Source organism: Alteromonas oceanisediminis (genome assembly GCF_018474025.1).
Lineage (GTDB): Bacteria > Pseudomonadota > Gammaproteobacteria > Enterobacterales > Alteromonadaceae > Alteromonas_E > Alteromonas_E oceanisediminis.
The window spans coordinates 208,616-228,592 of the sequence record NZ_JAHCTA010000005.1 but is presented as its reverse complement, the minus strand read 5'-3'; the positions used below and the strand labels follow the sequence as shown (position 1 = coordinate 228,592).

Genomic DNA, 19,977 nt, shown 5'->3' with positions numbered 1-19,977 from the left:
GCTAGTCGATATCCAAAGGCTCTGGCGACAGTACTATTCCGGTACTGTCGGCGTAGAGATGATCTTCTGGCAAGAACGTCACGCCAGCAAAGTTGACCGCAACATCAATATCACCGGTTTGTTCATCGCTGGCAAGCACAGGGATTGAGCCGACAGCAAAAATGCCAATGTCCAGATCTTCGAGCGCATCGACCTCGCGCACGCTACCATAGCAAAGGATGCCTTCCCAGCCGTTTTCAACCGCCAATTGAGCAATATTTAAATCAATCAGCGCACGCCTGACGGAACCCCCTCCATCAATCAATAAAACCTTGCCTTCACCATTTTCAGCCAAGACACGGTCGATTAGACCTTTATCTTCGTAGCATTTTACCGTGGTTATTTCGCCGCCAAATGAAATACGGCCACCGTAGCTAGCAAATATCGGTTCGACAACATCAACGCTGTCTGCAAACAGATCACATAATTCTGATGTGTTGTATTCCATGGGGTTTCCTATGATTATCATGATGATGACATTTCGAGTGTAGAGGGTCGCGCTGTGCTTTGCCACAAATACTCTCAGTTATTCTGTACAGGCTTGTCGCGCGGGGTGCGATTGTCACAAACACTTCTTTTTAGTGTCACAAAGTTGTCATTCGCTTTACCTAAGCTCCGCTGTGTATTTTATGCACAAGTGGACGCCGTTATGACGATCAACGCGACACCAAACGCCATTGTGAAAGCCGACCGCGAGCTATTTTGCTTTCTGTTCAACAAAGCCAAACAGTATGATTGTCGGCCCGTAATCTGGCTCTCAAAAACCGGTGACGGCTATTTGTACTTCTTGATTGGCGCTTTATTGTGGGCCTTTGAACATCAGAATGGCCAACTATTCCTATACAGCGCGCTGATTGCCTATGCGCTCGAAATCCCAATGTACCTGATCCTTAAAGCGTTTTTTAAGCGCCCACGGCCTTGTGACCTATTAACAAACTATAAATCGCACATCAAACCCTCTGACAAATTCAGCTTGCCATCTGGGCATACCGCGGCGGCTTTTCTGATGGCAGTAATGGTCGCTTCATTTTATCCCCCGTTTGCTTTGCTTGCGTTTGGCTGGGCCGGACTCATCGGATTGTCGCGCATACTGCTGGGTGTGCACTATCCCAGTGATGTGATTGTGGGTGCGGTGCTTGGTCTATCAATCGCCACCATTAGCATTCAAGTGATGGCATAAGAATTAATGATGAAAATAGCTTACGGTGTTCAAGGCACCGGTAATGGACATATCACACGTGCTCGTATTATGGCGAAAGCACTGGCACAACGAAGCGATGTTGATGTCGATTTCTTTTTCTCTGGTCGCGAGCCTGACCGCTACTTTGATATGCAATGTTTTGGTGACTATCGCACATTTACTGGCCTAAGCTTTATTACTGAGCATGGTAAGGTTAATCAATGGGCAACATTGACACAGGCCAAGCCTGCCGAACTGGTGCGTGATATTCGTGGGCTTGACTTAAGCCAATACGATTTGGTGCTCAACGACTTTGAGCCGGTGACAGCGTGGGCCGCGCGTCGGCAAGGCATTCCCTCCATGTCGATCAGTCATCAAGCGGCATTTGCTCAAGGCGCCCCGAAGCAGGGTGCTGGGCTCATCGATAGATTTATTATGCAGTATTTTGCACCCACCGATATTCAGATGGGTGTACATTGGTTTCACTTCGGGCAAAGCATACTGCCGCCATTCATCCATGAGAAGCCGCTGGCGAAACCCAGTGGAGAACACACGTTAGTGTACCTTCCTTTTGAAGCGATCGAAGATGTGCGTTTAATGCTTGAGCCGCTCAGTGAACGCAGCTTTGTGTGCTTTCACCCAGCGATAACGGCACCGCAGGTTGACGGTCATATTCATTGGTATCCAACTTCATTAGCCGAGTTCAAGCTGGCTCTTCAGCATTGTAACGGTGTGATTGCGAACGCGGGCTTCGAGCTGTCCAGTGAGAGCTTGCAGCTAGGCAAGAAGCTGCTATTGAAGCCCCTTTCGGGTCAATTTGAACAACTCTCCAATGCGCAAACGCTGAGCCAACTTGGGCTTTGTCACATTATGTTTCGACTCGACACAGACAGCATCGAAGAATGGCTGGACGTTGCCGATATCGAACCCGTGGTGTTTCCGGATAATCCTGACATTTTGATTGACTGGTTAGTGAAACGAAATTGGGCGGATACGACGCAGGTCTGTGAGCAACTTTGGAAACAAGTGAAGTTTCCAGACCAGACCCGACAAAAATTGATGACGCTTGCTTTTTAACGAGTCGATGCGATGATATTGGCCTATTCGATATCGATTGCGAGACATTGTGTTGGCCACCCGTTTCTTTTCACGTTTTTGTAAATTCACTGTCACTATGGTGATACTGGTTCTCGGCGTCACTGCTTGCGGGTATCGGGGCGCCTTGTATTTACCACCAGAAACTGAAAAACAACGCTCAACAGAGTCGTCAGACGCGACTACAGGCCAACCCAATCAGGCTGAGCAATCCTCTGAAGATGAGCCACACTGATGGATTTTTTTGAATACCGCGATACCACCCTGTTTGCTGAAGAATGTGCTGTTTCCGATATTGTTAAACAGCATGGCACGCCTTGTTACATTTACTCTCGTAAGACGCTAGAGCGTCACTGGCACGCTTTTGACAATGCCGTAGGCAAACATCCTCACCTGATTTGCTACGCCGTTAAATCAAATTCGAATTTAGGCGTACTCAGCGTCTTAGCGAAGTTGGGATCTGGTTTTGACATTGTCTCAGGGGGTGAGTTAGCACGCGTCGTTGCGGCAGGCGGTGATCCCAGTAAAGTTGTGTTTAGTGGCGTCGGCAAAACATCAGCCGAAATTGAATATGCGTTAGCTCAAGGCATCATGTGCTTTAACGTGGAGTCTGAGTCGGAGCTGCACCGTATCAGCACTGTTGCGCAGAAGTGTGATCAGACTGCAGCTATTTCCATTCGGATTAACCCTGATGTTGATGCCAAGACTCACCCGTATATTTCCACAGGTTTGAAAGCCAACAAATTTGGCATTGCACGCGACAATGCCGTCGCGATTTATCAATTAGCCGCGTCGCTGCCGAATTTAAACGTCGTGGGTATGGATTGCCATATTGGTTCGCAGCTCACCAGCTTGGAGCCCTTTGTGGATGCCCTAACCAGGCTTCTTGACCTTATCGACGAGCTCGCAGAATTGGGCATAGTGATTAAACACCTCGATGTCGGCGGAGGCTTGGGCGTGAAATACCGCGATGAGCAGCCCCCACACCCTGATGCCTACGCCCAAGCAATGGCAGAGAAAATGGTCGGCCGCGAAGATCTGCTACTCATTCTTGAGCCAGGTCGCGCAATCAGTGCAAACGCCGGTATTCTGGTGACGCAGGTGGAGTTCATCAAACACGGTGAAGAGAAAAATTTTGCCATTGTTGATGCGGCGATGAATGACCTGCTACGCCCAGCGCTTTACTCAGCCTATCAGGACATTGTGCCGGTCTCGATGAATTCCGAAGCGTCTGAATTAATGTATGATGTGGTCGGTCCGGTGTGCGAGACAGGTGATTTTCTCGGTAAAGAACGGCTGCTACGCATTAATCAGGGCGATTACTTAGCGGTGAGAAGTGCTGGTGCATACGGCTTTGTGATGGCCTCTAACTACAACAGTCGCTGCCGTCCTGCGGAAATTATGGTGGACGGCGACAACGTTCATGTGGTTCGTGAACGAGAAAAACAAAAAGATCTCTGGAAAGGTGAGTACAAACTTCCGTAAACTAGAGGCATAACTAAAATAAAGCTGCGCTAATCATGCAAGTCGAATTTTCAAAAATGCACGGGCTAGGCAACGACTTTGTCGTTGTGGATAACGTGTCTCAGAATGTTTTTCTGTCAAAAGAAAAAATTCAGCAGCTTGCTAATCGCAATTTCGGCATCGGCTTTGACCAATTGTTAATGGTTGAGCCGCCCTACGACCCTGATCAGGATTTTCATTATCGGATTTTTAACGCCGATGGTTCAGAGGTTTCTCAGTGTGGAAATGGTGCGCGATGTTTTGCTCGCTTTGTCAAACTTAAGGGCTTGACCAATCGCAATAAGATTGTGGTGAGCACCAAATCAGGTCGAATGGTGCTTTATCTTGAGCGCGACGGCAATGTCACCGTCAATATGGGAAAACCAGAATTTTCGCCTGCGAATATTCCCCTACAGGCACAAAAAGAAGAGAAGACCTATATCATTCGAGCCAACGACCACACCTTATTTTGTGGTGCCGTGTCGATGGGTAACCCGCATTGCGTCATGGAAGTCGACAACGTGCAAACAGCGGACGTAAAAGGATTGGGGCCGCTGTTGGAAACACACGAACGCTTTCCTGAAGGTGTGAACGTTGGGTTTATGCAAATTATCAATCCATCGCACATTAAGTTACGTGTATATGAACGCGCTACTGGGGAAACCTTAGCCTGTGGCAGTGGGGCTTGCGCAGCGGTTGCAATCGGCCAAATTCAAGGTAAATTAGGAAAGGATGTGCGCGTTGAACTCCCCGGCGGCGATTTAAAGATCCGCTGGCAAGGTAAAGACAACGTACTCAAGATGACAGGACCTGCGGAACATATTTACGACGGAACATTCCAGCTATGAAGGACGCGACACAAGCGGCTGAGAACCAGGTAATAGCCTCCCTCGCCGAACAACAATTAGACGTGCCGCCAGCCAACGATGAGAGCGTTCGAGCCTACCTGCTCCAGAACCCCGATTTCTTCTCGCGCTGCCCGGAGTTATTGGAAAAATTGGTTATTCCCCATGAGCGCAGTGGTAGCGTTTCATTGGTAGAAAAACAAAGTGAGATTTTGCGCAATAAAGTGCGCCAACTGAGCCGCAAAATTCATCAGTTAATCGCCATCGCAAAGCAAAACGAGCGGATTTATCGCGTGTACGTCGACTTAAATCTGCGCTTGTGGCGCTGCACTGACTTTGAAGATATTCAAAACACGCTTGAACAGGTCATGCTGCAACAGTTGAAATTGTCTGCTGTGGCAATCAAGCCCTTTAAAGGCCCCTATGCGATGCCAGAAATACAGCAGCGTTTGTTTATTGAGAAGCATTTCAAAAACAGAGCATTTTATTTTGGACGCCTGACGGAGCATGAAAAGCACCTCTTATTCGATGAGCAGACTGCTCAGTCTTGCGTGTTAGTTAGACTTGGCGTTGACAACGATTGCGGGATCCTCGCGGTTGGCAGCAATGATCCGGGCCACTTTAATCCGGATATGGATACCTTGCTACTGACTCAGCTTCAGCAGTTCCTAAACATACTCTTGCCTGATATTTTAGGCGCATAGCCATGACTGACCATCCCGCGGATGGTGAAATCCACCTGTGGCTATTGCGCTTCATAGACTACCTACGCATTGAACGAGGTCTATCTGAGCACACGGTGAGCAGCTACAAGCACCAACTGGGTGCAGCATTCGATGATGTCCCTTGCGCCGCCTTGAGTGACCTTAACCACAACGTTGTGAAAAATGCACTTGCCGCTGCCCGTCGAAAAGGGCTCAGTGCGCGCAGTTGTGCACTGCGGCTGTCATCAATGCGCAGTTTTTTCCGCTACCTCATCCGGCATAATCAGTTGTCTGTGAATCCTGCTGACGGTGTGTCAGCACCCAAACAAGGTAAGCCACTACCGAAACACATCAGTGTTGACCAAGCACAGCAGCTCCTTGATGCCAAACAGGACGAAGGTGCCGCCGATCTTATTGCCCGCGATGAGGCCATGTTCGAGTTATTGTATGGCTGTGGATTGCGTTTGTCTGAATTGACCGGTTTGCAGCTAAATGATGTTCAGTCTGATGGCACGTTGCGCGTGCTGGGAAAGGGCAATAAACAACGCATTCTCCCATTGGGCCGCAAGGCACGCAGCGCGCTCAATCACTGGCTCACGATCCGTTCGCAGATGACCCAACCCGATGAAACTCGCCTGTTCGTCAGCCGCCAGCAGCGCCCCATATCTAATCGACAGGTGGCAAATCGATTGAATCAAATGGCAGCACAGCGCGGCCTCGATGGTTCGATCAGCCCGCACAAGCTTCGCCATTCTTTTGCGACCCATGTGCTCGAATCCAGTGGCGATTTGCGTGCCGTGCAGGAATTGCTGGGTCATGCAAACTTGTCGACCACACAAGTTTACACACACCTTGATTTTCAGCACCTCGCCGCGGTGTACGACGCGTCGCACCCTCGCGCTAGGAAAAAGTGAAATTATGATATTTTATCGACGCTTTCAGCCACCCGCTGCGATCACCTTTGATTTAGATGACACGCTGTATGACAACCTACCGATAATCAAGCGGGCGGAACAGGTTTTGCGCGACCATTTGGTTGAACATCACCCTGAGGTTTTTGCACTCATCGCTGCGCAATGGCAATCTGTTCGGCAAGCGTGTATTGCACAAGACCCACGTCTTGGTTCCGACATGAGCCAATTAAGGCTGCAGATTTTGCAGCGTTTAGCCGAGCAAGCTGGCTATTCCAAGGCTGAGCAAGAAAGCGTGGCAGACACGGGCTATCGCTTATTCTACGAAGCACGCAGTGCATTTTCGGTGAACAAGACTATTGATTCTTTATTGTTTGAGCTCAGTCAGCGATGCCCGCTGATTGCCATTACCAACGGGAATGTAAATCTGCAGCAAGTCGGTATTGCACAGTATTTTCAAGCGAATTTTCAGGCCTCGCTCGACTACCCCGCCAAACCCCATGCTGCCATGTTCAACGCTGCACTGGATCACTTAGCCATTCAGCCGGACAAGATTCTTCATGTGGGCGATCATTTGATCAAAGACGTGCTCGGTGCTCATCAATGCGGTATGCAAACTGCTTGGTTTGCTGTCAATCGGCCGATGCGATTGGGTCACGAAGAGGTCGCGGTGCTGCCAACCGTGGAACTTCAGCAACTCAGCGAGTTGCTCACACTCACCGAATAAACGCGATTCACTTTTTATCGTTCAGTACATTTTGCTGCATCGACTGACATGGCATGGTGCAGTCGGGTTTGCCAACGACCTTAGCTGGCACACCGACGACAGTCACGCCCGCAGGGACTGACGCAAGTACAACACTACCGGCACCCACCTTAGAGCCTTTACCGACCTCAATGTTGCCTAAAATTTTTGCTCCAGACCCCACCATCACACCGGCGCGAATCGTGGGGTGGCGCTGACCAGATTCATTGCCGGTACCGCCTAAAGTCACATTTTGCAGGATCGAGACATTATCCTCGATGACTGTTGTTTCTCCAATGACGATCCCGGTGGCATGGTCGAACATAACGCCTTTGCCAATTTGCGCGGCGGGGTGGATATCCACCGCAAAGACTTCTGAATTGCGGCTTTGGATAAAAAGCGCCAAGTCATGTCGGCCTTGTTGCCATAAATAATGAGCAAGACGATGCACCTGCACGGCTTGAAAACCTTTGAAATAGAGCAACACCGGCAGGTATGAATCGACCGCAGGGTCGCGATCGACGACAGCCTGTATGTCAACGACAGCGGCTTCACTGATGCTCGGCGCCAATAAGTAAGCTTGCTCGAATACTTCGCGTATCGCCAATGCAGGCATCACCTCATCGGCTAGCTTGTTCGATAAGATAAAGCTTAAAGAACTTTCAAAATTGTGATGCGCAATTAAACAGGCGTGAATGTAGCTTGCCAACAGCGGCTCACGCGAGGCAGTGTGTTGGGCTTGCTGTTTTAACGTCTGCCAAAAAGGTTGTGTCGCAGAGTCGGTGTAAAGTGAAGTCTTCATGATTGCACTCATTGGGCGTTAAGTTTATGTGGTGGGGTCGCGACGCGGAAAATCAATAGACGATTTTCACCGAGCCGTGATTCCCCTAGTGCTGTATAAATGACCAGATATCTGTATACTTTAGCGTTTTGATGAAACCAGGGTAAAGCAGCCTGATGGATGTATCCAGACTCCTTGATGACCTCAACGATAAACAGCGCGACGCCGTAGCCGCTAAACCTTCTGACATGTTGGTTCTGGCCGGAGCAGGTAGTGGCAAAACACGTGTTCTGGTTCACCGAATCGCGTGGTTGATTGAAGTAGAACATATCGCGACACACAGCATACTCGCGGTGACCTTTACTAACAAAGCAGCACGAGAGATGCGTGGGCGCATTGAGAATTTAATGGGTCAATCGCTGCAGTCCATGTGGATCGGCACCTTTCACGGCTTGGCACATCGCTTATTGCGCAGCCACTTTGAAGAGGCCAAGCTGCCGCAAAGTTTCCAGATCCTCGACTCAGATGATCAATATCGATTAGTGCGTCGCGTTTTAAAAAGCATGAACCTCGATGAAAAGCACTATCCGCCCAAACAAATACAGTGGTTTATCAATGGCAATAAAGATGAGGGGTTACGCCCCCAGCATATTGAAACCCACGGCGATCCAACGCAGATAAAGATGCGGGAAATATACGAAGTGTATCAACAAACCTGTGACCGCTCGGGTTTGGTCGACTTTGCGGAACTGCTACTCAGGGCGCACGACTTGTGGGTCAACAATCCGTCGTTGCTGGCTCACTACCAACGGCGTTTCAGAGCTGTGTTGGTGGACGAGTTTCAAGATACCAACAACATTCAGTACGCTTGGTTACGATTGCTGGCAACCGGTGACAATGACATGATGATCGTGGGCGATGACGATCAGTCTATTTACGGCTGGCGCGGTGCAAATGTGCAAAACATACAGCATTTTCTAAATGACTTCCCCACTGCCACTACGGTTCGCCTTGAACAGAATTATCGCTCAACCGGGAATATTCTCACTGCCGCCAATGCGGTTATCGACCATAACTCAGGCCGTCTTGGTAAAGAGTTGTGGACCGACGGTGAAGAAGGCGAACGCATCGGTATTTACGCTGGATTCAATGAGCTCGATGAAGCACGCTTTATTGTTTCGCAAATCAAGCGCTGGTCTGACTACGGTAATGCGTTAGAAGACTGCGCAATCTTGTATCGCAGCAATGCACAGTCTCGCGTGTTGGAAGAGGCTTTATTGCATGAACGAGTCGCCTATCGAATTTACGGCGGATTGCGCTTTTTCGAGCGACAGGAAATTAAAGATGCGCTGGGCTATCTGCGTATGATCAACCAACCGCTCGACGATGCCGCATTTGAACGTGTAGTCAATACGCCGACTAGAGGCATCGGCGACAAAACCCTGACTCAAGTACGTGAAAATGCTCGCGCGATGGAACAGTCGTTGTGGCAAACATCACTGACGTTGTTGACTGAAAAACGCTTATCAGGTCGAGCGGCTAGTGCGCTACAGGCCTTTGTTGACCTGATTTTCACCCTGCAGAAAGAGGTTCAGGACCAGTCGCTGGAACAGCAAGCCGACATTGCTATCCGCCGCTCAGGACTGTATGCGATGTATCAAGCTGAAAAAGGCGAAAAGGCTCAGGCGCGAATTGAAAACCTAGAAGAGCTCGTGTCTGCGTGCAAGCAGTTTGAAATGCCCGATGAGGTTGAAAATATGTCTTTGCTGGATGCCTTTTTGGCACACGCCTCGTTAGAGGCAGGTGAGTCACAGGCAGACAGCCATCAAGACGCCGTGCAATTGATGACTATCCATACCGCTAAGGGCTTAGAGTTCCCAATGGTCTTTTTGGCAGGGGTAGAAGAAGGGATGTTCCCAAGCCAGCAGTCATACGAAGAACCTGGCAGGCTCGAAGAAGAGCGTCGCCTATGCTATGTCGGAATGACCCGCGCCATGCAAAAGCTATTCATCACCTACGCAGAAACGCGGCGTGTTTACGGTCAGGATAAATTTCATACGGCCTCTCGATTTATCAAGGAAATGCCGCAAGAGTGTATTGAGGAAATACGCCTACGTACTACCATCAGCCGCCCGGTACACAACCGATTCAGTGCAGCAGCCTCGTTAGATGCCTTTGATGACAGTGGCTTTGCTCTGGGCGACAGGGTGATGCATCAAAAATTTGGGGATGGAACGGTCCTCAACTACGAGGGCTCCGGCGGGCAAGCGCGAGTGCAAGTGAATTTTGATGATTTTGGCACAAAGTGGCTGGTATTAAGTTATGCAAAGTTGTCTAAACTTTAAATCCATTGGTATAGTGTTGATTCTTTCTACCCATTAGGTATGCAATGCAGCGCAAGGTATTAGTGATTGAGGACAGTGCGGTTAGCATGAACCTTGTCACCAGGCTAGTGCAGCAGGCTAAATTGATGCCGATATGTGCTGCTACGCTGACCGAAGCCAAACATTTATTTTCGCAGTCCAATCCTGAGGAGTTTCTGTGCGCCGTGGTTGACTACCACCTACCTGATGCGCCGCATGGCGAAGCCATCGACTACGCCATCGCCAGCTTCGTTCCCACGATAGTGATTACCGGCCGGTTAGACGAAGAAACCCGTACTCATGTGCTGAGCAAAGAAGTCGTTGATTACATTCCAAAAGAAAATACGCAAGTTTACGACTATCTGAGTCGCCTGCTCGCCCGGATGGAAAAAAACAAACACATTGGCGTATTGGTCGTCGACCATATGCGCAGTAGTCGCACCAGTATGGCGTCATTGTTGCGACGGCACAATTTTGAAACGTTTGAAGCTAGCAGTGCCCAAGAGGGGTTAGATATTCTGCACCAGCGCGACAATGTTCAGCTGATAGTCACTGATTTTAAAGTTCCCGACATGAATGGCACACAGTTTGTCGCTGAACTGCGAAAGTCCTGGCCAAAAGAACAACTGGCTATCATTGGGGTATCTTCTGGCAATAGCGCCTTGCTGTCTGCAAGGTTTATCAAAAGCGGTGCCAATGACTTCCTGCAGAAACCTTATTGCCATGAAGAGTTTCTGGTTAGGATCATGCAAAACGTCGAGTACATTGAGAATGTTGAGACTATTCGCCGTGCCGCTAATTCAGACTATCTCACCGGGTTGCCTAACCGGCGTCATTTCTTCTACTCCGTCAACCACGTGGCGCGGACATCACCGGCTTTGCAAAGCGTCGCTCTAATCGACTTAGATCACTTTAAGCGCGTGAATGACCAGTTCGGTCACGACGCGGGCGACAAAGTCCTTAAAGAAGTCGCCAAACTGATCGCGAACCACTTTTCTGACCACAATGTGTCTCGGTTCGGCGGTGAAGAATTCTGCCTGTATTTCGCAAACGTTGCCGCCGAGGAAGTGGACAAAAGCCTAGAATCATTTCGCCGGGCAGTGCGTGAGCGCCCCATTCGCCATCAACAACAAGATATTCCTATATCCGCCAGCATCGGCGTAACCCACCAAGGTCGTAAAAATCTGGACGCGATGCTCGCCAAAGCAGATGAGCTGTTGTATCGGGCTAAATCCAGTGGGCGTAACCAACTCCAGTCAGACTTGCTCGCGTAATATCAGTTTGCGCTGCAAACGATAATGTCTGAGCGAATCCCAGCAGAACAGCAACAACGCAGACCACACAAAGGCAAAGGTAACCAGCCGGGCGGTATGCAAGGGTTCATCGAATAAAAATATCGCGAGCACAAACATGATGCTTGGGCCGATGTATTGGAAAAAACCCAGCGTCGTATACTGAATTCGCCGCGCGGCCGCCGTAAAGCATAGCAAAGGTGCCGTCGTAACCACACCAGCAGCGAGTAGTAGGCTATTGACGTACCATTCATTAGACACCATGTCACTGGCGCTACTGGCAAACCAAAGCCAATAACCCAATGCAAATGGCAGCATCATTAACGTTTCCACAAATAACCCGGGAAGCGAATCCACGGCGACAGTTTTACGTAGAAGCCCGTAAAGTGAGAACGATATCGCTAGCGTCAGTGCAATCCATGGTAAATATCCCAAACCAACCACGGCGATAACGACCCCTGTCAACGCAAGCAGAACAGCGAGCTTTTGCAATGGGCGTAAGCGCTCGGCCAGAAACAGGCGGCCAAATAACATATTAAACAGTGGATTAATGTAATACCCCAAGCTGGCTTCAAGCAGTTTGTCACTGTTTACCGCCCAGATAAACAATAGCCAGTTTCCAGCAAGCAGCAGACCTGCCAATAGCAGCGTTCGCATAACTCTGGGCGAGCGAAATGCCCGTTTAATCTGTGGCCATTGACGCCGCAGCGCAATCAGACCGATTAATATCACAATCGACCAAACCACGCGATGCACCAGAATTTCAGTTGCGAGCATGAACACCAGCAATTTGAAATACAGCGGTGCAAAGCCCCACATACTGTACGCCGCAATGGCAAAAAGGACACCGGCTTTGGTGCGTTGTTCAGAAGCTGTCACGCGTATGTCATCCTACAGTAAAAACAGGCTACCCAGACCCAAAAACGCCACAAAGCCAACGATATCGGTCACAGTAGTGAGTATCACCGAGCCCGACAACGCGGGATCGATCTTAAGTTTTTCAAGTAACACCGGTAAAAATACGCCAGCGACGGCGGCGGCAATGATATTGAGTAAAATCGCCAGAGCGATAACCACACCCAGCAGCGGATTCGCAAACCAGAAGAAAGCAATAACGCCGACCACCACAGCCCAGATCACGCCGTTCACCGCGCCCACTTTAAATTCTTTGCGTATCAGCGCTTTTATGTTGGCAGCATTAACCTGCTTTAGCGCAAGGCCTCGCACAATCAGAGTTAACGTTTGACTCCCCGCAATGCCGCCCATGCTGGCAACTACTGGCATCAATACTGCCAGCGCCACCACTTGTTGCAAAGTGGCCTCAAATAAGCCGATAAACCACGACGCCAAAAATGCGGTAATCAAATTGATGCCTAGCCACAAGGCACGGCTACGAGCACTTTTTGCCACCGGAGAAAACAAATCCTCATCTTCATCCATACCGGCTGTTGCCATCACCTGTCGCTCGTAATGTTCATTCACCAGTTCACTGGCAGAGCCGATATCAAGACGGCCTAGCAGCTTGTTGTTATCGTCTACCACTGGCAGCGATGCGAAACCTGAGCGCTGCACGAGCAGTGAAGCTGAAACGTTTTCGTCGCTTCCTTTGAGAGTCGATACCGTTTCTTCTGCCAATTCAACCAGTGGTAAATGGTCGGCAGCACCGTATAAACGGTATATTTTGATCACTTCCGCAAACTGGCCGGAGCGATTAACCAGATAAATTGAATCACAGTAATCAGGCACCCCCCTGCGCACCAAACGCAGCCCATCTCGCACTTTAGCGTTCAAAGGCAGCACCAATAGACTGTGATTTAACCAGTGCCCTATTTGATCATCGGGGAATTGCTTAGCATCGTTGAAATAGGTTTGCTGTTGAGAATCGAGCGCTTCATAGGCACGGTCAATCAATCGATTCGGCAATGAGTCGGTGAGTTCTAGCAGGTCTTCAGCGTCGATGTCGCTGAACATACTGCTCCATTCACTGTGCTCAGTAGCATCAATAAGGATTTCTCGCGGATCCGAACGCATTTCAACCAGCACATCTAATTTGCGGTGCTTCGGCAGAGCTTTAAACGTGGCAATACGCTGCTCAACCGGCAACGACTCCAGAATAAATGCGATCGCGGTATCGTCTTGCTCTAACATGGCAGCAGAGCGCGCTATATCAGACGCCTCTTGGGCAGGAGTGCTCACCAACTCTTCAATTAAATCAGGCAATTGTTCATTCATGGTGACTTCTCCTAAAATGTACCGACTTGTATCATATAGACAGTGAAGCGACAGGGTAAAACGCGTATCATACGCAGTATTCACTGCAATTTTGCTGGACTCATGTTATCACCAATTTGCCTCAGTAATGCATAACCAATCGTCCCAAGATATTCAAAAACGCACGCCACGTGAGATCCTCAGCTCGGTGTTTGGCTACGACGCCTTTAGAATGGGGCAAGAAAGCGTGATTGAGAATACATTAGCGCGTCGCGACAGTTTGGTGCTCATGCCAACCGGTGGCGGCAAGTCGCTGTGCTATCAAGTACCGGCTTTACTGATGGATGGCGTAACCATCGTTGTCTCGCCGCTCATTGCATTGATGCAAGATCAGGTTGAACAGTTAGGCGCTAATGGCGTTAACGCAGCGTTTGTGAATAGCAGTGTCGATGATGCAACCATCGAACAAACATTTGCGGCAGTGACTGAAGGCACTATTAAGATACTGTACGTAGCTCCCGAGAGGCTGGTGCAAGGACGGTTTTTGCAGCGCCTGTCGGCGTGGTCTGTTGCGGCATTTGCTATCGACGAAGCGCATTGCGTATCCCATTGGGGCCATGATTTTAGGCCGGAGTATCGGCAACTTGGGTTATTGAAACAACGATTTCCCGATGTCCCGGTGGTGGCGCTCACTGCGACAGCTGACACCACAACACAAGCCGATATTCAATTCCAATTGGGGTTACAAGAACCACTAGTCTTAAAAAGTAGCTTTGATAGACCGAATATCCGCTATAACGTGCTACCGAAATATAAGGCGTTTGACCAGGTTGTTGCTTATGTTAAACAGCAAGATGGCAGTGGCATCATTTATTGTAACAGCCGACGTAAAGTGGATGATTTGAGCCAGCGACTTCACCGCAGTGGTTTTAAAGCAGCAGGATACCATGCGGGTTTAGACAGTGATGAACGCCAGCGCATTCAGCGTCAGTTTTTGACAGACCGGATTGATATTGTCGTCGCGACAGTGGCGTTCGGTATGGGCATCAATAAGAGTAATGTGCGCTACGTCATCCATCATGATGTGCCACGCAGCATTGAGGCTTACTATCAGGAGACTGGCCGAGCCGGACGCGACGGTATGCCATCAGAAGCTTTGCTCTTATTCGATGAAAAAGACGGTGCTCGTATACGACAATGGATCAGTATGGGCAACAGTGATCGTGAGAACATCGAATTACAAAAGTTTGCTGCGATGGAGTCTTTTTCTGAAGCACAAACCTGCCGTCGTCAGGTGCTATTGAATTACTTTTCTGAGTACGCTGACCAAGAGTGCGGAAACTGCGACGTCTGTCTGGACCCACCTAAACATTTCGACGGGCTGGTGACAGCGCAAAAAGTACTATCGTGCATATTGCGCATTGGTGAGTCGGTTTCAGGGCAATATTTGATCGATGTGTTGCGTGGCAAATCACACCGGCGTATCACTGAAAGTGGTCATCAGAATTTGTCTACGTATGGGATTGGCAAGTCAGAGAACGACGAATACTGGCATAGCATTCTCAATCAACTTATTCATAAAGGACTCATTCGCATTGACATCACTGACGGCGCGAGCGTTAAACCGACCGAAGCAGCGCGCGCCGTTTTACGTGGTGACGTTGAGATTAAACTAGCGATTCCACGCTTAACCATCAGCAAAAGCAAAGCCAATACGGCACGTAAAGATTACGACAAAGCACTGTTTGCAAGGCTTAAGCATTTGAGAAAATCAATTGCTGATGAAGATAGCGTGCCACCGTTTGTTGTTTTCAGTGACGCGTCTCTGGCTGACATGGCCAGTCTCCTGCCAACCAATAAAGCCGCATTTTTGGCAGTCAGTGGTGTGGGTGCCACCAAGCTTGAACGCTATGGCGAGCCATTTCTGCTCGCCATTAATAACTACCTTGACGCGGCCACAGAGGGTGACTATGCGTAATCGTATTTGGGCGCTTTCTTCAACGCTGCTTTATAAGCGGGCCGTTGATGGACTCGGTCCACAAACGCGGTAATTGCAGGGAATCGATCACGCCCTTGTCTGGCGACAACCGCTTCGAGAGGAAAGCTCATTTGAAAGTCTGCGGCTCCAAGCGCATCACCGACAAACCATTGCCTATCGATTAAGTGCCGTTCTACGTACTCAAGATTGGCAGCGATATTAGGACCGAAATAGGCGTCCATCACCGCATCAACAAATTTGTTGACAATGAACTTAACGAAAAAAGGACTGGCTTTCGCGCGCCCTTTGTCTAGCACCATTTTGGCGACCAAAGGGGGCATAAAACTGCCTTCTGAGTAATGCAACCAGAATGAGTGTTCTTGTTTTTCTTTGTCACTCGGGTGGGTATTCACGTCATCGCTCGCGTTATTCGAGTAACGTTGTAATAAATAATCGATAATATTGCCCGACTCAGCAATGGTGGCGTCGCCATCGGTCAACACCGGTGACTTGCCAAGTGGGTGCACGAGCTTTAATTGGCTGGGAGCCAGATTGGTTTTCGGGTCTCTCTGATATACCTTTAACTCATAGGGTACATTTAACTCCTCCAGCAACCAGAGAATACGTTGAGAACGGGAGTTGTTTAAATAATGAAGAACCAGCATTGAGAGACCTTGTTAATAGTTAACATGCTATGCATACAGGCTCGCCGACTGTTCGGTTTACATTGCGTTAGACTAATTCACTCTATTCAACTGGCTTATTGCCTAAACTGGTATAATAAGCGGCGAGATTTTCGATGTCTTTGTCGCTCAGAGCCGCCGCTTGGGGCGTCATTAGCATATGCTTTCTCATGCCACTTCGATAGGCTTTCAGCGCATCAATTAAGTACAGTTCTTTTTGGCCGGCGAGATTAGGGTACATCGGTATGATTGAAATACCATCCACTCCATGGCAGGCTGCACACACGACAGCGCGTTCTTTGCCAGCCTGCGCATCTCCGGCGCTGGCGGAGGAGTGACTCAATAAAATGCAGCCTACGACAGCCATCAAATTAGTAAACGTACGTGAAAAGCAAAAACGGCGCATACCTATTCCTTATTCGATTCGACAAAAACGACGGTAATAATGCAATTAAGCTACGCTTACGCTGAGCAATTGCAAGCACTTACCTCACTGGTAGCTGTGCAACGCTTATCTAGCCCGCAGTGGGTGTTGCGTTGTTATCATCTTTAACGCGCATGTAAACCAATGGAGCCACTCGCCCCCATCTGAAAGCAATGGGATAGCGCTCAGTTGTAGCAGTTAATCTCAACACCCGCTAGTATTAGTCAAAATCAGCTCGTTTTTACAGGTTGTCATCACTTTGAGTCAGCATACTCTGCAGCAGTGGCTAAGTGGCTTTTGGGTTTTAGTATTTGTCGCGTGTCTCACTGCGCCACTTGCATCGGCGCAAGATACACCAGCTCATATTCACATAACTGATGATTTCTCACAGCAATCATTGCGAAATGCATCTGAGTCTTTGCGCTCACCAGCTCAGATCCAGCTCAGTGATGTGAAAATTCGTTCTGACTGGCAACCTCGCTGGTCAACTGACCCTTTGAGCGACGACCAGCGTCTGTGGATCAGAACGTCTTTGCGTAATGACACAAACTTCGAAGCCAATTTATTGCTCACCATCGCTGAACCTTCGGTGAATGCCATCGATGTGTTTGTGCTGGATGACAAGAATCGCATTGTGCAGTCATTCTTAACCGGTAGTTCTCGCGACTTTGCGCTTCGCCCCATTGACCACCGCCATTTCGTGCTGCCGTTTTCCGTGATGCCGCGCGATCAGGTTAGCGTCTACATCCGGGTTGCCGATGATGGTCATTTGTTGTTGCCGGTTTCCGTGTATCAAGCTGAAATATGGCTTGCACAAGAACAAGCACAGCAAGTTTTATTTGGTTGTTTCATCGGTGCACTGTTTGTATTCACACTGTACTTCTTAGTGACTTACTCGTTACTGCGTAGCTCTGTGCGTTTTTGGTTTTCGGTGACATGTTTAAGCTTACTGTTGGCGGTGCTGAATATCGAAGGGTTTATTGGCCAACTCAGCCAAATAACCTCGCTGAATACCCCTCTTAATGGCCTGCTACTGGCGATGCTGATGTTTAGCATGGCGAAAGTGTCGCGCAATCTGTTTGCCAATACGCCCAAAGTTTTACGCCTTATATCCTACAGTTTACCCACGTTCATCGCTGTCAACTCGATATTTGGCGAGTCGCAGTGGTTGATCCAAACAAATATTGTTGTCATCGGCTTATGCATCATAAGCCAGTCATTGATGGCTATTCATTACCGCAACCGCTTTAGTAGCAGCCCCAGTAAAATCTATTTACTGGGTTGGTTGTGTTTAGTCTGTGCTAGCAGCATCGATCTGTATTACTTTACCGATGGCAGCTACCCAAGTTCAGTCATTATTGCCATTGTTGTTGTGCTCAGCATCCTGAGCATGATGTGTATCGGCGTTGCCATTGAAGCCAATGAAAAAGTCATCCTCCGCTTTGAGCAATCAAAGCAGGAAGAAAGAATTGATAGCCTCAAACAGTTTTACCAGCTGTTCCGGAATTCAGCCGAGGGATTGTACACCTCGACACCGACCGGGGATTTAGTGTCGGTCAACCCAGCGATGTGGCAGTTGTTCGGCTACGATAGCGAATCCGACATGCTGAGCAGCATTAACAATACCAATGAGTTTTACGCGAATAAAAATGACCGCGATGTGCTTATCGGTGAATTGCTGGAGAAAAAATCCGTCTTAGGCAGAGAATTCAAAGGCCGCAGAAAAGACGGAACAGAATTCTGGTTTTCATTGTCTTGCCAACTGCACAGTGATGGTGAACGTACATTCTTGTATGGGTCGATATTTGATGTTACCGAACGAAAGCAATCAAATATCAGCCTTGAATATTTAGCCACGCATGACTCACTCACCGGCGTGTACAACCGGCGTGAATTTGAGCGCCAGTTACAGCGTCGTTTACAACGGCCCTTTCGCGAGCATGCGCCACTCACCATGTTGTATCTCGATCTCGATCAATTCAAAGTGGTCAACGATACCTGCGGGCACAAAGCGGGCGATGTGCTGTTGCAGCAATTGGCCCACTTAATCGATGAATGCGTGGGGAAGAAAGGTTTGCTATCGCGACTGGGCGGCGACGAGTTTGGGGTGTTAATGGCTGATGCCAGTAGTGATGAAGCATTTTTATTGGCCAATCGTTTACTTAATGTCGTATCTGACTTTCGGTTTATGTGGGAAAACCGTGTTTTTTCGTTGGGAGTGAGTATCGGTTTAGTCGAACGAGCGCCGCATATCGGTTCTCCAGAGCAAATGATGAGTATGGCCGATGCTGCCTGCTATATCGCCAAAGAACGTGGGCGAAACCAAATTCACCGTTATTCTCAGGATGACGTCAGTACCAAACGTTACGAGAACGAATTAAACTGGCTGGAACATATCAACACGGCGCTGGAAACAGACCGATTCTGCCTGTACTACCAACACTACCAGCCGCTACACGAGTCGGTGCAAGGGCACCGATACGAACTGCTTTTACGCATGCAGCCCTCCGACGGTGACATGGTGCCTCCTGGCGCTTTTTTACCTGCTGCTGAGCGTTATTCACTGGGTGCCAAAATCGATCGCTGGGTTATCCATCATTATTTTCAGTGGCTTGGCGCCAACAGTGAGCATCAGCAAAGTCTCATAAAATGTAATATTAATCTGTGTGGTCAGTCGCTTGCCGATCGCGATTTTAAACTTTTTGTGTTAAATGCGTTTGAAAAGTTTGGCGTGTCTTACAGCAAAATTTGTTTTGAAATCACGGAAGGGATGGCCATCATCAAGATGGATGAAACGTTGGAGTTCATCAAAACCTTTAGCCAATTGGGCTGCACTTTTGCCTTAGATGATTTTGGCAGTGGATTTTCGTCGTATGGCTATTTAAAACAGTTGCCCGTTCAATATGTTAAAATTGATGGGGGTTTTGTGCGCGACATGCTAACGGATCCAATTGATATGGCGATGGTCAGTTCGATTAACGATGTGGCTAAAGCGATCGGTATGCAAACGGTCGCGGAATTTGTTGAAAGCAGCGAAATCAAGGTTCAACTCGGCAAAATGGGGGTCGACTTTGCTCAAGGCTATGGTATTGCAACACCGCAGCCGTTGCTTGAGTTTGCCCCTTTTGACCACAACTCACCGCGTACCTAACCTGTCAGAAGCCGCTTGTTTTAGCGTATTCCATCCCAACATTAGGGACAGGTTTTCAAGTGGTGTACACTG

The 19,977-nt window shown here is 48.9% G+C and carries 18 protein-coding genes; 12 read left to right on the top strand and 6 right to left on the bottom strand.

Going from position 1 to position 19,977, the window contains the following annotated elements; all coding sequences use genetic code 11:
* Window position 1: 1 nt before the first annotated feature.
* A complete protein-coding gene (rraA, locus tag KIU71_RS10540) occupies window positions 2–487 on the bottom strand; it encodes a ribonuclease E activity regulator RraA (protein WP_214131236.1) in 486 nt (161 codons plus the stop codon).
* Between the two features lie 201 nt (window positions 488–688).
* On the opposite strand from rraA, the gene KIU71_RS10535 reads away from it, so the two are divergent.
* From KIU71_RS10535 to KIU71_RS10500, 8 genes are read left to right on the top strand one after another with little or no spacing between them, the layout of a single operon-like run.
* Entirely contained in the window at window positions 689–1,219 is a 531-nt protein-coding gene (locus KIU71_RS10535; RefSeq protein WP_214131235.1) for a phosphatase PAP2 family protein, read from the top strand.
* Window positions 1,220–1,228: 9 nt separating this feature from the next.
* Window positions 1,229–2,296 (top strand): MJ1255/VC2487 family glycosyltransferase, encoded by a 1,068-nt coding sequence (locus KIU71_RS10530; protein ID WP_214131400.1) that lies wholly within the window; start codon window positions 1,229–1,231, stop codon window positions 2,294–2,296.
* Between the two features lie 49 nt (window positions 2,297–2,345).
* Window positions 2,346–2,549, top strand: a complete 204-nt coding sequence (gene lptM / locus KIU71_RS10525) for an LPS translocon maturation chaperone LptM (RefSeq protein ID WP_214131234.1) — start codon at window positions 2,346–2,348, stop codon at window positions 2,547–2,549.
* Window positions 2,549–3,799, top strand: a complete 1,251-nt coding sequence (gene lysA, locus KIU71_RS10520) for a diaminopimelate decarboxylase (RefSeq protein ID WP_214131233.1) — start codon at window positions 2,549–2,551, stop codon at window positions 3,797–3,799. Before lptM ends, lysA begins: the two co-directional genes overlap by 1 nt.
* A gap of 35 nt (window positions 3,800–3,834) precedes the next feature.
* A complete protein-coding gene (dapF, locus tag KIU71_RS10515; RefSeq protein WP_214131232.1) occupies window positions 3,835–4,665 on the top strand; it encodes a diaminopimelate epimerase in 831 nt (276 codons plus the stop codon).
* Window positions 4,662–5,366, top strand: coding sequence for a DUF484 family protein (locus KIU71_RS10510; RefSeq protein ID WP_214131231.1), 705 nt, complete (start codon window positions 4,662–4,664; stop codon window positions 5,364–5,366). The genes dapF and KIU71_RS10510 overlap by 4 nt, the downstream gene beginning before the upstream one ends.
* A 2-nt stretch (window positions 5,367–5,368) precedes the next feature.
* Complete coding sequence (gene xerC, locus KIU71_RS10505) at window positions 5,369–6,280, top strand: tyrosine recombinase XerC (protein WP_214131230.1); 912 nt, start codon at window positions 5,369–5,371, stop codon at window positions 6,278–6,280.
* 4 nt (window positions 6,281–6,284) lie between these two features.
* Window positions 6,285–7,004 carry an HAD-IA family hydrolase gene (locus tag KIU71_RS10500; RefSeq protein WP_214131229.1) on the top strand — a complete coding sequence of 240 codons (720 nt, stop codon included), beginning with the start codon at window positions 6,285–6,287 and terminating at the stop codon, window positions 7,002–7,004.
* 7 nt (window positions 7,005–7,011) lie between these two features.
* Here KIU71_RS10500 and cysE read toward each other — a convergent pair whose 3' ends face one another.
* The gene (gene cysE, locus KIU71_RS10495; protein WP_214131228.1) at window positions 7,012–7,824 is read right to left on the bottom strand and encodes a serine O-acetyltransferase; all 813 of its coding nucleotides are present in this window, start codon (window positions 7,822–7,824) and stop codon (window positions 7,012–7,014) included.
* Window positions 7,825–7,979: 155 nt separating this feature from the next.
* On the opposite strand from cysE, the gene uvrD reads away from it, so the two are divergent.
* A complete protein-coding gene (gene uvrD, locus KIU71_RS10490) occupies window positions 7,980–10,148 on the top strand; it encodes a DNA helicase II (protein WP_214131227.1) in 2,169 nt (722 codons plus the stop codon).
* Between the two features lie 44 nt (window positions 10,149–10,192).
* Entirely contained in the window at window positions 10,193–11,440 is a 1,248-nt protein-coding gene (locus KIU71_RS10485) for a diguanylate cyclase (protein WP_214131226.1), read from the top strand.
* Here the strand turns inward: KIU71_RS10485 and rarD are convergent.
* Complete coding sequence (gene rarD / locus KIU71_RS10480) at window positions 11,423–12,337, bottom strand: EamA family transporter RarD (protein WP_315853277.1); 915 nt, start codon at window positions 12,335–12,337, stop codon at window positions 11,423–11,425. The two genes, KIU71_RS10485 and rarD, sit on opposite strands and share 18 nt — an antisense overlap.
* Window positions 12,338–12,349: 12 nt before the next feature.
* The gene (locus tag KIU71_RS10475; protein ID WP_214131225.1) at window positions 12,350–13,690 is read right to left on the bottom strand and encodes a magnesium transporter; all 1,341 of its coding nucleotides are present in this window, start codon (window positions 13,688–13,690) and stop codon (window positions 12,350–12,352) included.
* Window positions 13,691–13,817: 127 nt separating this feature from the next.
* On the opposite strand from KIU71_RS10475, the gene recQ reads away from it, so the two are divergent.
* Window positions 13,818–15,647 carry a DNA helicase RecQ gene (gene recQ, locus KIU71_RS10470; protein WP_214131224.1) on the top strand — a complete coding sequence of 610 codons (1,830 nt, stop codon included), beginning with the start codon at window positions 13,818–13,820 and terminating at the stop codon, window positions 15,645–15,647.
* On the opposite strand, the gene KIU71_RS10465 is transcribed toward recQ, so the two are convergent.
* Window positions 15,638–16,312 (bottom strand): glutathione S-transferase, encoded by a 675-nt coding sequence (locus tag KIU71_RS10465; protein WP_214131223.1) that lies wholly within the window; start codon window positions 16,310–16,312, stop codon window positions 15,638–15,640. The genes recQ and KIU71_RS10465 overlap by 10 nt on opposite strands.
* 82 nt (window positions 16,313–16,394) lie before the next feature.
* Window positions 16,395–16,697 (bottom strand): c-type cytochrome, encoded by a 303-nt coding sequence (locus KIU71_RS10460; RefSeq protein WP_214131398.1) that lies wholly within the window; start codon window positions 16,695–16,697, stop codon window positions 16,395–16,397.
* Between the two features lie 316 nt (window positions 16,698–17,013).
* Here KIU71_RS10460 and KIU71_RS10455 point away from each other — a divergent pair, with 316 nt between their 5' ends.
* Complete coding sequence (locus KIU71_RS10455) at window positions 17,014–19,905, top strand: EAL domain-containing protein (protein ID WP_214131222.1); 2,892 nt, start codon at window positions 17,014–17,016, stop codon at window positions 19,903–19,905.
* Window positions 19,906–19,977: the final 72 nt, after the last annotated feature.